Origin of the sequence: [Borrelia] tanukii, from assembly GCF_030439725.2 — a bacterium.
Lineage (GTDB): Bacteria > Spirochaetota > Spirochaetia > Borreliales > Borreliaceae > Borreliella > Borreliella tanukii.
On sequence record NZ_CP124034.1, the window covers coordinates 678,647 to 693,246 of the forward strand.

General features: G+C 29.4%; 14 protein-coding genes. 7 read left to right on the forward strand and 7 right to left on the reverse strand.

Annotated elements, in window-relative coordinates; translation table 11 throughout:
* Positions 1 to 14: 14 nt before the first annotated feature.
* The 4 genes from QIA27_RS03750 to ylqF all read right to left on the reverse strand — a co-directional run bounded on the left by QIA27_RS03750 (position 15) and on the right by ylqF (position 3,579).
* Positions 15 to 806 (reverse strand): ABC transporter permease, encoded by a 792-nt coding sequence (locus QIA27_RS03750; protein WP_301386482.1) that lies wholly within the window; start codon positions 804 to 806, stop codon positions 15 to 17.
* A 3-nt stretch (positions 807 to 809) separates the two neighbouring features.
* Positions 810 to 1,613, reverse strand: coding sequence for an ABC transporter permease (locus tag QIA27_RS03755; protein WP_301353979.1), 804 nt, complete (start codon positions 1,611 to 1,613; stop codon positions 810 to 812).
* 5 nt (positions 1,614 to 1,618) lie between these two features.
* Positions 1,619 to 2,662 (reverse strand): ABC transporter ATP-binding protein, encoded by a 1,044-nt coding sequence (locus QIA27_RS03760; RefSeq protein ID WP_301353982.1) that lies wholly within the window; start codon positions 2,660 to 2,662, stop codon positions 1,619 to 1,621.
* A gap of 77 nt (positions 2,663 to 2,739) precedes the next feature.
* On the reverse strand, positions 2,740 to 3,579 hold the full coding sequence (gene ylqF / locus QIA27_RS03765; protein WP_301386483.1) for a ribosome biogenesis GTPase YlqF: 840 nt from the start codon (positions 3,577 to 3,579) through the stop codon (positions 2,740 to 2,742).
* A gap of 162 nt (positions 3,580 to 3,741) precedes the next feature.
* On the opposite strand from ylqF, the gene QIA27_RS03770 reads away from it, so the two are divergent.
* Both QIA27_RS03770 and QIA27_RS03775 read left to right on the forward strand, forming a co-directional pair.
* Positions 3,742 to 4,440, forward strand: a complete 699-nt coding sequence (locus QIA27_RS03770; protein ID WP_301403714.1) for an N-acetylmannosamine-6-phosphate 2-epimerase — start codon at positions 3,742 to 3,744, stop codon at positions 4,438 to 4,440.
* Between the two features lie 46 nt (positions 4,441 to 4,486).
* On the forward strand, positions 4,487 to 6,031 hold the full coding sequence (locus tag QIA27_RS03775) for a maltose/glucose-specific PTS transporter subunit IIC (protein WP_301353987.1): 1,545 nt from the start codon (positions 4,487 to 4,489) through the stop codon (positions 6,029 to 6,031).
* 29 nt (positions 6,032 to 6,060) lie between these two features.
* On the opposite strand, the gene QIA27_RS03780 is transcribed toward QIA27_RS03775, so the two are convergent.
* The 3 genes from QIA27_RS03780 to QIA27_RS03790 all read right to left on the reverse strand — a co-directional run bounded on the left by QIA27_RS03780 (position 6,061) and on the right by QIA27_RS03790 (position 9,361).
* Positions 6,061 to 7,041 (reverse strand): alpha/beta hydrolase, encoded by a 981-nt coding sequence (locus QIA27_RS03780; protein WP_301403628.1) that lies wholly within the window; start codon positions 7,039 to 7,041, stop codon positions 6,061 to 6,063.
* On the reverse strand, positions 7,038 to 7,574 hold the full coding sequence (bosR, locus tag QIA27_RS03785) for an oxidative stress transcriptional regulator BosR (protein ID WP_301353993.1): 537 nt from the start codon (positions 7,572 to 7,574) through the stop codon (positions 7,038 to 7,040). The genes QIA27_RS03780 and bosR overlap by 4 nt, the downstream gene beginning before the upstream one ends.
* Before the next feature lie 98 nt (positions 7,575 to 7,672).
* On the reverse strand, positions 7,673 to 9,361 hold the full coding sequence (locus QIA27_RS03790) for a histidine kinase (RefSeq protein WP_301386486.1): 1,689 nt from the start codon (positions 9,359 to 9,361) through the stop codon (positions 7,673 to 7,675).
* A gap of 190 nt (positions 9,362 to 9,551) precedes the next feature.
* On the opposite strand from QIA27_RS03790, the gene groL reads away from it, so the two are divergent.
* The 5 genes from groL to secF all read left to right on the forward strand — a co-directional run bounded on the left by groL (position 9,552) and on the right by secF (position 14,590).
* On the forward strand, positions 9,552 to 11,189 hold the full coding sequence (gene groL, locus QIA27_RS03795; RefSeq protein WP_301403629.1) for a chaperonin GroEL: 1,638 nt from the start codon (positions 9,552 to 9,554) through the stop codon (positions 11,187 to 11,189).
* A gap of 65 nt (positions 11,190 to 11,254) precedes the next feature.
* Positions 11,255 to 11,551: a hypothetical protein gene (locus QIA27_RS03800; protein WP_006068792.1), complete on the forward strand. Its 297-nt coding sequence runs from the start codon at positions 11,255 to 11,257 to the stop codon at positions 11,549 to 11,551.
* The gene (gene yajC / locus QIA27_RS03805) at positions 11,544 to 11,861 is read left to right on the forward strand and encodes a preprotein translocase subunit YajC (protein ID WP_418906222.1); all 318 of its coding nucleotides are present in this window, start codon (positions 11,544 to 11,546) and stop codon (positions 11,859 to 11,861) included. Before QIA27_RS03800 ends, yajC begins: the two co-directional genes overlap by 8 nt.
* Before the next feature lie 85 nt (positions 11,862 to 11,946).
* Positions 11,947 to 13,707 (forward strand): protein translocase subunit SecD, encoded by a 1,761-nt coding sequence (gene secD, locus QIA27_RS03810; protein ID WP_301403630.1) that lies wholly within the window; start codon positions 11,947 to 11,949, stop codon positions 13,705 to 13,707.
* Complete coding sequence (gene secF, locus QIA27_RS03815; protein WP_301386489.1) at positions 13,691 to 14,590, forward strand: protein translocase subunit SecF; 900 nt, start codon at positions 13,691 to 13,693, stop codon at positions 14,588 to 14,590. The genes secD and secF overlap by 17 nt, the downstream gene beginning before the upstream one ends.
* Positions 14,591 to 14,600 lie beyond the last annotated feature (10 nt).

The following is a 14,600-nucleotide window of genomic DNA, read 5'->3' on the forward strand; positions in this document are numbered from 1 at the left end:
ACTCCTTTTTTATTTTAAAGCTCAGCATCTGTTGTTAATTTTTTAATTCCTATAAATTTATTAATAATAAACAAAAGACTCAATATTGCAAAAAATAGTATAGCAGAAATAGCATTTATTACGGGCTTTATGCCTCTTTTTGTGAGCGAGTTTATTAAAATAGCTAAATTATTAAATCCTTGCCCAGTAGTGAAAAATGATATCAAAAAATCATCTATTGATAATGTGAATGCAATAAGAGCTCCAGTTGCTATACTTCCGACTATTTCTGGATAAATTATATTGAAGAATATCTGAATTTCTGAGGCCCCAAGATCTTTTGCAGCATCAATAATATTGTTGGGAAGAGAATATAGCTTGGGCAAAATTATTATTACTACGTACGGTGTTGAAAAGATTATATGTGATATTAGCATTGTAGAAAATCCTAATTGCATTTTTATTGCAGAATAAAATGTCATTAAGCTTATTCCTGTTACAATGTCTGGATTAATTATTGTTATTTTATTTGCTGACAATAGTATTGTTTTTAATTTTTTGTTTTCTGCTTTGTAGATTGCGTAAGCACCAATAACTCCAATAACAACAGAAGTCAAAGATGAAATTGTAGCTATTAAAATTGTATTAAATATTGCTGACTTGATTTGACTTGAAGCAAAAATTTCTTTATACCATTTTAGGCTAAATCCTTGCCATATAAATCCGCTATCACCAGAGTTAAAGGAATAAATTATTAAGATTATTATTGGGAGGTAAATAAAGCTGAGTATTAGAAATAAGAAAATGTTTTTAAAAGTTCTAAACATATTTTATTCCCCATTATTTTTTCGCATTAATTTTATTATTATTAAATTAAAAATTAATATTACTAGCATTAAAATAAATGAAATTGCAGCACCAGTATTCCAATCTTCCAAGAAAAGAAACTGTTTGCTTATTAGGTTTCCTATTAAAATTTGTTTAGAACCTCCTAGCAAATCTGAAATGATAAATACCGTGATTGAAGGAATAAATACCATAATTATTCCTGTTGCTAGGTAAGAGAGCGTTAGGGGTATTTTTATATAAATTAGTATTTGCCACATTCTTGCTCCAAGATCTTGCGCTGCCTCAATGTATTCTGGCTTGATTTTTAAAAGTCCTGTATATATTGGCAAGATCATGAAAGGTAAAAAATTGTATACCATGCCTGTTGTAACAGCTTGTTCATTGTAAAGAAGATCTAAATTTCCAATTCCTATCTTTTCAAATAAGTTGTTTATGAATCCGTTTTTTCCAAGTATTCTCATCCAGGCATAAGTTCTAAGCAATGTATTTATCCACATGGGAAGTATTATCATTATTATTAATTTATTTTGAGCACTTTTTTTTGATAATGAAATTAGCCAAGCAGCGGGATAGCCTATTAAAATGCAGAAAATTGTTGCTATTGTTGCTAGTTTTAGACTTCTTGAAAAGATACTAAGATAACTTGGGTTTAGAAGCCCAATAAAGTTATTTATTGTAAATTCGCGTTTTTCATTTAAAAATCCTAGCAATATTATTATTAGTAAGGGAAGAATACTAAATGTTAATAAGAATATAGAGTATATGATTAATATAAATTTTTTCACAACAATTATTCCTTGCGCATAACATGAATATCATCGGGTTCTAAGAATATGTCAACCTCTTCTCCAACTTTTGTAAGTCTTGTGCTTTGAACTATCCAATTTGTTTTTTGAATTTCTAGAGTCATTTCGTAATGAACTCCTTGAAAAATTGCGGATGTTATAGTTCCGCTTAAATGCCCTTGTCCTTTTGGAAGCAGCTTTATATCTTCTGGGCGTATTACAAGGTCAACCGCTTCTTCAGCTTCAAATCCTTTGTCAAGGCATTCAAATTCATGGCCGAGCAAACTTACAACCAGCTCCTTTTTGTATGTTCCATCAAAAATATTACTTTCTCCAATAAAATCGGCTACGAATTTTGTTTTAGGCTCATTATAAATTTCTTCAGGTGTTCCTACTTGTAGAATTATTCCTTCGTTCATTACAACGATTCTATCACTCATTGTCAATGCTTCTTCTTGATCATGAGTAACATATATGAATGTAATTCCAAGTTGGCGCTGTATTTTTTTTAATTCTTTTTGCATTTCTTGGCGCATTTTTAAATCAAGGGCAGAGAGTGGTTCATCTAGTAATAGAAGCTTAGGTTTCATTACTATTGCTCTTGCTATTGCAACTCTTTGTTTTTGTCCCCCCGATAATTCATTAATATTTCTGTATGCATATTTTGGCATTCCTATTAAGGAAAGAGATGTTTTTACTTTTTCTTTTATAATATCTTTTGGTGTTTTTTTCATTCTAAGTCCAAATGAAATATTATCAAAAACATTCATATGTGGAAAAAGTGCATAATTTTGAAATACAGTATTAATTTCTCTTTTATTTGGATTAGTTTTAGATATTTCCTTAGAAAAGAAATAAATTTCTCCATTTTTTTGATTTAAAAAACCACCCAATATTTTTATTAATGTTGTTTTTCCACATCCGGATGGACCTAATAAAGTAATAAACTCATTTTTTTTAATTTTTAAATTTATGTTATCTAAAGTTTTGTTTTCATTGTTATCATAATAATGACTTAGATTTTTAATCTCTAGGATACAATTATCCAACTAATTCCAACCTCCTTATGGCCGTATTAATACAAATCAAGATTATACTTAATATTATTATTTATGTAAATGACTTTTTAAAAGGCATTATAATTCTTGTCAAGAATTATTTTTCCAAATTTACCTTCTCTGAATTCTTTAATTAATATTTTTGATGCTTTCTCAAGGTTAAGCTCATTTTTTTTATCAATTAATTTTCTTGCTTTTGCAAAATTTTGTAGAATATCAAGTGAATTTTTATGATAAATTTCATATTTTTTTAGTAAAATATTTTTATTATTTTGATCCATTATTTCAAGTAAATATAATGCAAGATCTATATTGTCTATTATTTCATTTTTAATCATATCCAATATTGCAAGTTTTTTTGCAATCGATTGATCTACTAGATTGTGCCATAAGATTCCTGGCATATCAAAAAGATTAATTTCTTCATTTATTTTTACTATTTGTATATTTTTAGTGTATCCAGGTTTATTGGCAACTTTTGCGCTCTTTCTACCGGATAATAGATTTATTATTGAAGATTTTCCAACATTTGGGACTCCAATAATTAAAACTTTTATTTTTTCTTCATAGTTTTTTATTCTTTTAACAATGGCCAATTTTTTAATATTATCTATTATTTGCTTACGCATGCCTTTTTTGTAAATATTGCTTATTATTACAGTATTGCCGAGATTTTCAAAATATTTTTTCCATTTTATAATTTCAGTTGTTTGAGCAATATCAGATTTATGTAAAAGAATTATTTTAGTTTTATTTTTAATAATTTTTTCAGTTAATGGATTTTTACTGCTAAATGGAGCTCTAGCATCAAGTACTTCTAGCACAATATTAGTTTTTTGTAAATTATTCTTTATCAGATCTAAGGCTCTTTTCATGTGGCCAGGAAACCAGTTGATTTTATTTATCATGCCTAAATTATAGCTTAATGTTTATTGAATAATAAATTATTTTTTGTTTTTATATTTATTAATTTATATTCTTTTTTTTAAAAGAATTGTTTTTTTTAAAGAAAAAATATAATCTGTATTTGAGTTTTTATGTTTTTTCTAAAAATAAATTTTACAGGAGGTTTGATTATTCTTGCAAAAATCAAAAGAGGGTTAATAGTATCTTGTCAAGCTCTTGAGAACGAGCCTTTACATAGTAGTTTTATTATGTCCAAGATGGCTTTAGCAGCCAAAATGGGCGGAGCTGTTGGAATAAGAGCCAATGGAGTTAGTGATATTAGTCAGATTAAGTTGGAAGTTGATTTGCCAATAATAGGTATTATTAAAAAAAAATATGATAATTGTGATGTGTTTATTACTCCTACTATGAAAGAGATTGATGAACTTTGTAGTGAAGGAGTAGATGTAATTGCTCTTGATGCTACTCTTAGGAATAGGCCTAATGGTTTACTACTTGATGATTTTTTTAAAAATATTAAAAAAAAATATCCAAAGCAGTGTTTAATGGCAGATATTTCTTCTTTAGATGAAGCTATTAATGCTGATAAATTGGGGTTTGATTTTATTGGAACAACTTTGCATGGTTACACAAAAAGTACTAATGGTTTTAATATTGCAGATAATGATTTTAATTTTTTAAAAACCTTGCTTAATTCCAATTTGAAAGCTACTTTAATAGTGGAAGGAAAAATAGATACCCCTTTAAAGGCTCAAAAGTGTTTTGAAATGGGGGTTGATTTAGTAGTTGTTGGGGGGGCTATTACAAGGCCTGTTGAGATTACTAAAAAATTTGTAGAAAAAATAAATCAAGTTAAAAGATAATTTTAAACGTAAAGAGCTAATTTATTTTTTATTTTAGGAGGGTTTTATGATAAAGGGCTTTGAACAAGCTCAAAAATTTGGGCGTTCTTTTATGCTCCCCATTGCTATTTTGCCAGCAGCAGGGTTGCTTTTAGGAATTGGAGGTTCTCTTTCTAATCCGGAAACTGTTAAAATATATCCTTTTTTGGATATATTTTTCTTGCAATCAGTTTTTAAGGTAATGAGTGCATCAGGTTCTATTATTTTTTCAAATTTAGCGCCAATATTTGCTATTGGGATTGCTGTTGGACTTGCCAAGTCGGATAAAGGTACATCTGGTATTGCGGCATTTATTGGCTACCTTGTAATGAATGCTACTATTGGAGTTTTAATTGAGGTATCAGGTAAGGCAGAATCTTTTTCTAGTGGTGCTGTGGGCTTTGTTCTTGGAATTAAGACTTTAGAAACAGGAGTTTTTGGTGGAGTTGTAGTTGGTATTTTGACTTATTATCTTCATGCTAGGTTTAACAAGATAGATTTGCCCAAAGTTCTTGGATTTTTTTCGGGATCTAGATTTGTGCCGATTGTTGTTTCTTTTTCTAGTATTTTTCTTGCTGTAATTATGTTTATTTTTTGGCCATTTGTACAAAATGGAATTAATAAAGCGGGAGGCCTAGTAAATTCAACCGGCTATATTGGAACACTTATTTATGGAATTTTTTTAAGGATGCTTGGGCCTTTTGGTCTTCACCACATATTTTATTTGCCATTTTGGACAACAGGTCTTGGGGGATCTGTTATTATTGATGGAAAATTGATTGAAGGGACTCAAAATATCTTTTTTGCAGAACTTGCTGCTCAAGGTACAAATAGATTTTTTGTTGGAACCAGTCGTTTTATGAGTGGACGATTTATTACCATGATGTTTGGTTTGCCCGGAGCTGCACTTGCGCTGTATTATACTGCAAGGCATGATGAGAGAACAAAAGTTTTTGGTCTTTTAATGTCTGCAGCCTTAACATCATTTATGACAGGCATAACAGAACCCCTTGAATTTTCTTTTCTTTTTGTAGCTCCTATTCTTTATATTGTTCATGCTACATTTGATGGATTTGCTTTTATGTTGGCGCATATTCTTCAAATTACAATAGGTCAAACGTTTTCTGGCGGGTTTATTGATTTTATTCTTTTTGGTGTTTTGCAGGGAAATTCAAGAACTAATTGGCTTTTGGTGCCAGTTGTAGGCACCGTTTGGTTTTTCCTTTATTACTTTACTTTTGTATTTTTAATAAATAAGTTTGATTTTAAAACTCCTGGTAGAACGCAAGATTTAAATTCTGTAGATTCTTCAAATTCTAAGAGTAATGAATTTGAAGAAAATTATGCTACTAAGGTTATTATTGGGCTTGGTGGTGCTTCAAATATTGTTGAGCTTGATTGTTGTGCAACTAGACTAAGAATTACAGTAAAAGATGTTCTTAAAGTTTCTGAAAAACTTTTGAAAGAAACTGGTTCTAAGGGGGTAATTATTAAAGGTAATGGTGTTCAGGTAGTTTACGGACCAGGAGTTAGCGTTCTTAAGAATGAAATAGAAGAATTGCTAGATGACTGATTTTTTAATAAGTAAATAGCCTTAAGCTATTACTTATTTGTCTTATTTATGAAATCAACTGCATACTTTGTGAAGTATGATGTGTTTTGGGCGCTTTTGTAGCTTTGGTTTCCAATAGGTACGTGTGCGTGTGAATTTTCAAGAAGTATAATGGGAATATCTTTTTTTTCACCCCCATAATTTTTTATGAATTCGTTTATTTTTATTGGGTCCACTGTATGATCATTAGGTGTATGGGTTATTATTAAAGGTGTTTTGATTTCATCGAAATTATATGAATTTAATAATGTGACAAGGCCCATCATTGCAATAATTGCATCTACATGTTGTACTTTTGAAGAGTGGCTTTTTATGGACATGTGCTCTTTTCGTTTATCCTCTTTTGTTTCGAATTTGTTGTAGCCACCTGTTATAAGATATGCAATTTGCCGTCCCCAGGGATAGTAAACAATATTTGTTCTCTTGTCGTAAGGGAATATATTAGGAGAAATTAATACCGCTGAATTTATTTCATCTGGATAGTTTGCTAAAGCCCAGATGCTAGCAGCACCCCCATTAGAGGTGCCAATTAGTATTAATTTGTCGCCTATTAGTTTTCCAATTTTAATAGCCTCATCAATGTCTCTCAGCCAATCTTGGGTAGTTATTCCTCGAAATGCATTTTTATTGTTTATTCCGTGACCTTTCAATCTTGTAAAAAAAAGATTTGCATTAAGAGCTTTTGCAATATTATTTGGAACCGGATAAATTTCATTTTTTGATGCCCCAAATCCATGAATGTAGACCACAGAATATTTTGTTTTTTGTGCCTCTTTATACCAGATTATTTCTTTTTTTGTATTTAATTCTAAATTAAATTGTAATTCTTCTTTTAATAGGTAATTGTCAATTTCTTCTATGCTTTTGGGAATCGTTTTTTTTGAAAATTCATTTTTAAATTTTATTCTAGGGCTAACTAGTATTAAAAGTAATAAGAATATAATTATAAAAATGATATTCTTTATGTTCATACAGTGATTACCTTGCTATCTAGGACATTATTGTTGTTCTGGGCATCTTGGGTATCTTTTTTGTAACAATTATTACAATGTCCTGAATAAATTATTTCAATAGATTTTGTTTCCCAATTTTCTCCAAGTTTGTCTTTCAAAATATCTTTAATATCATCAAGTTGGATAGGATGGACTTGATTGCATTTATTGCATTTAAAGTGGGCTATTGTGGAAGCCAAGCTTAGGTAAAATTTTGTTTCTTTTTGATCAGTGGTTTTTATATCTTTTAATATATTTCTTTCTTTTAGAATGTTTAATGTATTATATACTGTTGCTTTTGATAGACTTGGAATTTCTTTAATAAGTTTGTTATAAACTTCTTTTGCTGTAAAGTATTCTTTTGGGTTTGATGCTATGTAGAGAATGATTCTGTTTCTAGAATGAGATGCTTTCATTCCCAATTCTGATGTTAAATTTTTCAATAATACAGGATCATTTGTAATACCAACCTTTTCCAATGCGGAGTGTACGTCTATTATATTATCATTCATATTATTATACCTTTTTGTTTAAATTAAAGATTAAATACTTTTTATGTTCTACTTAGAATAATTTTATACCTAGTTATTAATATTTTACTACTTATTATTTATTTATTTTCATATTTTTTTATATCAGTATAAAAAATTAAATTTTTTATTTTTGAATTTAGTTTTATTTTGTTATCAAAATTATTATTTAATGGTAGTATCATCAAATTTAGCGCTTGAGAGTAATTTATTACATCTTGGCTCTTGACTGTGTTATAAGAGCCTCCTATGTTTAAAATTAACCATTTTTTAGAATTTATTTTTTCAATTTTATAATTAATTGTATGAATGATTTGTTTTTCAACATTTAAAAAACTTATAAAAAAATTACTGTTTTTATCATTCCCCTTAGATATCAAAAATTCTGTACCATTAATGTAGCCTTTAGGATTGTTTTTAGTTATTATTATTTTTTCGTAAGTATCAAGATCGCTGTATTTTGCTGTTATTTTTAAATTAGTGCCTTTTGCAATTTCGAAAACAGGTATTTCAAGGGCTGAATATTCAAGAAGATAGTCAGGATTACATTTTTTTAATGTTTTTTTATCCAGATTGATTTTAGAGGGCCATTTTATTTTAATGGATACGAAGAAGCTAGGGATGGTCTCATCTATAAAAAAATCAATTGTTGATTTTGCAGTAGATTTGAAAGCCAAATATTGTTTTATTCCTAAAATTTTTTCATTTGAGAAGGAAAATGAGTTTTCAATAGATGCTTCTTTTATTAATTCTTTTTTTGATAAAACTTTGAAATAGGTTCTAGATGTGTTTAGAAATTCAACTTTTTTATCTTTAAATTTTATTTTATTTAATTTTCCATTTTCGAATTTTATATTGTATTGATCGTGAGATAGTGTAAAATTTCCTTCCATATTGTATTCCAAATTCTTAGGCACAATGGATTCTGAATTTTTGGTAATTTCTTCTTGATGTTTATTTATTAAAAATTCTCTTAAGCTTTTTTCGTTGATTTGATAATCTTTAAGTCTTTTGTTTTGAAAATTTATTATTGGCTCTTGCTCTTTAAGTGAGTTAAATTTTGGGATTTCTAGTAGTTCGGTAGTCAGTTTGGATCCTTCTAGATTTTGTATCTTGATGCTGTGAAAGTTATTTTCTAAGGCTTTTAAATAAAGTAAAAAATTTTTTAATTCTTGATTGTCATAAATTTCTTTGATTTCATAAAAATAAATAAGAGTTTCTACGTTGCTTTTTGGAGAATCTATTTTTTGGACTTCATATAAATATTGGCAGTTATTTTTATAAAAAATTAAGTAGTTTTTATTATTTTTGCTCTGCCTTATTCCCTCTGTATAATTGAAATTAAGTTTTCTGTAAAGCTCTGTCACTTTTTTTCTAAACTTTTCTATGTTGTATATATAAAGCATAATAGGGGTATTTTGAAATATGTCTTTGTACCCACTTTTGAATGGATTTTTTAGTGCCCAATACAAATCCAAATGTATTTCATCGTGCAGCATGTATTCATGGGGGCTTCCACTGTAAGTTCCAGGTATATATATATCCATATTGGTTTTGAATCTTTCAAATAACCATTTATTTAATTCTTCATGTTCTCTTAGGATTTCAAAAAAGTATATTGGAAATGTCCAATGTATTTTATAAGCTAGCTTTTTGTGTTCAATTAAATATTTTATATTTGATATTATTGATAACAGGTTATTCTCTGAAAATTTAGTTATTGAAATGATAATAATATAAGTTTTTGACTTTTTTAGTTTTCTAAACATAAATTCTTTGTCTTTATAATATAAAGATCAATCAATATTTATATTATATAATAAAAATTTGTGCTGGTTTTGTATATTTTGTATTTTTTGATATACAGAAGCAATACGCTATGGCGAATGTATTAAGTTTATGCTAATCTTATAGTGTTAAATATAAATTATTTTATATATAAAAAGGGGTAAAATTTTTATGGCTAAAGACATATATTTTAATGAAGATGCTAGAAAAAGCTTACTTAGTGGCGTTGAAAAATTATCCAATGCTGTAAAAGTAACTCTTGGGCCAAAAGGGAGAAATGTTCTTATTGATAAAAAGTTCGGTTCTCCAACAGTTACAAAGGATGGAGTTAGTGTTGCTCGTGAGATTGAGCTTGAAAATCCATTTGAAAACATGGGGGCGCAGCTTTTAAAGGAAGTTGCTATTAAAACAAATGATGTTGCTGGTGATGGAACAACAACTGCCACTGTTCTTGCTTATGCTATTGCAAGAGAAGGCCTTAAGAATGTATCTTCAGGAATTAATCCTATTGGAATAAAAAAGGGAATAGATCATGCTGTAAATTTGGCTGCTGAGAAAATTCGACAGTCTGCAAAGAAGATTACAACAAAGGAAGAGATTGCACAAGTAGCTTCAATTTCTGCTAATAATGACAGTTATATAGGCGAAAAAATTGCTGAGGCAATGGATAAAGTTGGAAAAGATGGAGTTATAACAGTTGAAGAGTCAAAAACTTTTGATACTACGATTTCTTATGTTGAAGGGATGCAATTTGACAGAGGATATCTTTCTCCTTATTTTTCTACCAATAAAGAGAATATGAGCGTTAGTTTTGATGATGCTTTCATATTAATATATGAGAAGAAGATTAGTTCTATTAAAGAGCTTTTACCAGTTCTTGAGAAAGTTTTAGGAACAAATAAGCCTTTATTAATTATTGCTGAAGACATTGAAGGAGATGCTCTTGCTGCTCTTGTTTTAAACAGTGTTAGAGGAGCTTTAAAGGTTTGTGCAATTAAATCACCTGGTTTTGGCGATAGACGAAAAGCAATGCTTGAGGATATTGCAGTGCTTACCGGTGGTGTTTTAATCAGTGAAGAGCTAGGTCTTACTCTTGAGACAGTTGAAATTGAGCAACTTGGACAGGCTAAAACTATTAAGGTTGATAAGGACAATACTACTATTATTAATACCGGCAATAAAGAACAAATAAAAGAGCGTTCAGAGCTTATTAAAAAACAAATTGAAGATTCAACATCTGAATATGATAAAGAAAAACTTCAAGAGCGCCTTGCAAAGCTTGTTGGCGGAGTTGCTGTTATTAATGTTGGAGCTGTTACTGAAGTAGAGCTTAAAGAGAAAAAGCATAGAGTTGAGGATGCTCTTTCTGCAACTCGTGCTGCTGTTGAAGAGGGTGTTGTGCCTGGTGGTGGAGCAACTCTTATTGAAGTTGCCATGTATTTGGATACAATAGATACAAGTAAATTAAGTTATGAGGAAAAGCAAGGTTTTGAGATTGTAAAAAGAAGCCTTGAAGAGCCAATGAGACAGATTATTTCAAATGCTGGTTTTGAAGGATCTATTTATATCCATCAAATTAGAACCGAGAAAAAAGGTCTTGGATTTGATGCTTCTAGCTTTAAGTGGGTAAATATGATTGAGAGTGGAATAATTGATCCTGCTAAGGTTACAAGAAGCGCACTTCAAAATGCTGCTTCAATTGCTGGACTTTTATTAACAACAGAATGTGCAATCACTGATATAAAAGAAGAGAAAAATACTTCTGGTGGCAGTGGTTATCCTATGGACCCAGGAATGGGAATGATGTAAATTAAGTTTCACCGGCGAACTTGTGTTTTTGCCGGTGCAATATTTTATTATTCAAAGGAATTATTTTGAGTGAGGATGAATTTGTTTTTTGTATAGGCTATGATTGTTCAAAAGCAATAGTAGATAGGCAGCTTTTAAAAGAAAACAAAGGTAAAAGCGTTAAGGAGCTTTTTGAACTTGGACTTTATAGAAGTGCCTTTAGTAAAGCTCTTTATAGAAATGATGATGCTCTTATTAATTATTTAATTGAAGAGTATAATAAAATAAGCAATTCTAATTATACCAAAAAAGACGACTTCAAGCTTTTATTTGGAGTAGTTTATCCCAATGATATTAATAAGATAAAAGTGACATATATATAGTAAAGGGGGTTTTGTGTTTTTATTGCAAGAATTTAGCGGCAATAGTAGCTTTTTCCGAAGTTTGTTAGTTTTTTTGCCTGTTATTGCTATATTTTGGTTTTTAGTGATATCTCCTCAGCGTAAGGAAGAAAAAAATAAAAAAGAAATGATAAAAAATCTAAAAAAAGGTGATAAGGTATTAACAATAGGTGGAATTTTTGGAGTTGTTAAAAAAATAGGTGATACGGATGTTATTTTAGAATTAAGTCCAAATATCGAAGCAGTATTTATAAAAACCTCTATTGATAAAGTTTTGTCTGAAAAAAAATGAAGTTAAAAAGGTATTATAATTTAAGGTAAAATTAGAACTGGTAGCTAATAATGGTGTTTGTTAAAAATTTTTAAGGATTTGTATAATGAAAAAAGGATCTAAGCTTATATTAATATTGTTGGTGACGTTTTTTGCGTGTCTTTTAATATTTCCGACTTTAAAGTGGTATTTTTTAATGAGCAGTGAGGATAAAAAAATAAGCTCATATTCACAAGAGGCTTTAAGGAATTATTCAAAGAAAAAAGCTTTGGATGATCTTGTTAAGCTTAAGGAATTGTATCATAAAGATCCCAATAGCAGTATTCCGGCTAGTTTGTCCTATTTAATTCCAATAGCAAAAAATAATTATAAGTCTTCAATGAAAATTCCTCCCAATTTTTTTACTGCTAAATCTTTGCGTGAAGGATTTTTGACCGATTCGGATATGGGAGAAGTAAGTTTAGAAATTTATAGACATTATGAGAACATAAAGAAGAGTAAAAGTAGAATAATACATCTTGGACTTGATTTGTGTGGTGGGATGGGTGTTACCATTTCTCTTGACTATTCAAGTATTGAAAAAAAATTAGGTCGTTCTTTGACCTTTGCCGAGAAAGAAGATGCTATTTATCGCATAATGCAAATTCTTAAGGATAGAGTAGATAGGTTTGGTCTTACAGAGCCAAAAATTGCAAGAGAGGCTGGAGGAAATAAAATTTTCTTAGATATTCCTGGAGAAAGAGATGAGAGCAGGGTAAGCACTCTTTTGAGTGGGAAAGGCAGCTTGACTTTTTACGTGGTTGATGATGAGTCTACATCTCTTTTGCATAACAAAATATTAGAAGCGGGCTCTCTTTTTTCTATTTCCGAAATTCAGGCAAATATGAGCCTTCCGGAGAGTAAGCAAATTTTTCCTTGGTACGTTAAAGATTCTTATGGGGTGGATGATGAGTCTTCAGTTCGTTATTATGTAGTTGATGCAAGTCCTGAAAATTCATTTGATGGTGCTCACATTAAAGATGCCGGAGTCTCTAATGATCCTAGAACAGGTCGAGATATTGTTGTTTTCAATCTTGATGTTGATGGAAGTGAAAAATTTTTTAAATTTACTCAGAAAAATGTTGGAAAATCTTTGGCTGTTGTCATGGAAGGTAAAATTAAGTCTGTGGCAGGAATTGGGTATGCTATTACCGGAGGTAATGTTTCGATTCAAGGTGACTCTTTTGATAAAAAAGAGGCTTTGGATCTTGCTCTAGTTTTCAAAACTGCAGCTTTTCCAGTTGATATTAAAATAGATGATTTGAGAATAATAGGACCTACTCTTGGTGCTAAGACAGTTGATCTTGGTATTAAAGCTTCTGTGCTTGCTCTTTGTTTGGTTTTTTTGTTCATGTGTGTTTATTATGGTTTTAGTGGTTTTGTAGCTGGGTTTTCACTTGTTATTTATAATGTATTTTTAATTTTAGCAATATTATCGGCCTTTAATTTTACTTTAACTTTAACAAGTATTGCAGGTCTTATTTTGACAATGGGTATGGCCGTGGACATAAATATAATTATTTATGAGAGAATTAAAGAAGAAATTAGAAAAGGCAGAAAATTTGAGAATGCTTTTGAAGATGGTTTTAAAAAAGCCTTTTTATCCATTATGGATGCAAATATAACGACATTTATTGCGGTGCTTTTTTTAACCCTTCTTGGGACAGGAGTTATTCAAGGTTTTGCATGGTCTCTTTCTGTTGGAATTGTGGCGTCCCTTTTTAGTAGTTTGATTTTTTCAAGATTTATTTTGGAATTTATCATGTCTGTTAGAAAAAGCAAATTTGTAAGTATATCTTGGAGTTCAAAATATGCAAAGAGTAATTAATTTTTCAAAATATGGAAGCAATGTTTTAATTGTTAGTGTTATTTTGACTTTGATTGGACTTATTTATACCTTTTTTTATCATGGTGGATACAATTGGGGAATAGATTTTTCTTCTAGAGTTAATATTAATCTTTCAATAGAAAAATCAGATATTAAAGAAAATGAAATTAAAAGAATATTTTCTCCAATTTATAAGACTTTAGATGTCAAGAGTATTTTTTCACCGGATGAGAATAAAAGTGAATTCTCTATTATGGTAAAGTCAGATATTATTGATTATGCTTTTAAAACAGAAGTTCAAAAAACAATAATGGATGAACTTAAAAAAACATTTAATGCTAATATTGAAGTTTTAGATTCTTATTTTATTGATTCAAGCTTTTCTTCTACTTTGAGAATTAAGTCAGTATTTTTGGTATTAGGAACATTTACCCTGATTTTAATTTATATAGCTTTAAGATTTAAACTAAGTTATGCTATTGCTTCCATACTTTCAATATTTCATGATATATTTTTTATAGTTGCTTTTTTAGGGGTATTTAGAATAGAGATTAATAGTTATATTATTGTGGCAATACTAACCATTATTGGATATTCTTTAAACGACACAATAATTATTTTTGATAGGATTAGAGATAATGTTAAGCGATTAACCGATAACACATTTTTAAATATATTAAATATAAGCATTAGTCAAACTTTATCAAGAACCGTTTTAACGTCAGTTACGACATTTGTTGCGGTGTTTTCCATTTATGTGTTTACCGAAGGATCTATAAAAGATTTTTCTTTGGTATTTATGGTAGGTGTAATTGTTGGAACTTATTCCTCTGTGTTCATAGCATCTCCAATACTTTTAAAACTGTATAAAAAGATAAAGTAGATCTTTGAAT

Bases quoted from the DNA above. Each gene is read 5' to 3' on its own strand.
- ylqF (WP_301386483.1), bottom strand. From the start codon at position 3,579: ATGATAAATAAAATCAACTGGTTTCCTGGCCACATGAAAAGAGCCTTA.
- QIA27_RS03780 (WP_301403628.1), bottom strand. From the start codon at position 7,041: ATGAACATAAAGAATATCATTTTTATAATTATATTCTTATTACTTTTA.
- secF (WP_301386489.1), top strand. From the start codon at position 13,691: ATGCAAAGAGTAATTAATTTTTCAAAATATGGAAGCAATGTTTTAATT.
- QIA27_RS03775 (WP_301353987.1), top strand. From the start codon at position 4,487: ATGATAAAGGGCTTTGAACAAGCTCAAAAATTTGGGCGTTCTTTTATG.
- QIA27_RS03790 (WP_301386486.1), bottom strand. From the start codon at position 9,361: ATGTTTAGAAAACTAAAAAAGTCAAAAACTTATATTATTATCATTTCA.
- secD (WP_301403630.1), top strand. From the start codon at position 11,947: ATGAAAAAAGGATCTAAGCTTATATTAATATTGTTGGTGACGTTTTTT.
- bosR (WP_301353993.1), bottom strand. From the start codon at position 7,574: ATGAATGATAATATAATAGACGTACACTCCGCATTGGAAAAGGTTGGT.
- QIA27_RS03750 (WP_301386482.1), bottom strand. From the start codon at position 806: ATGTTTAGAACTTTTAAAAACATTTTCTTATTTCTAATACTCAGCTTT.
- groL (WP_301403629.1), top strand. From the start codon at position 9,552: ATGGCTAAAGACATATATTTTAATGAAGATGCTAGAAAAAGCTTACTT.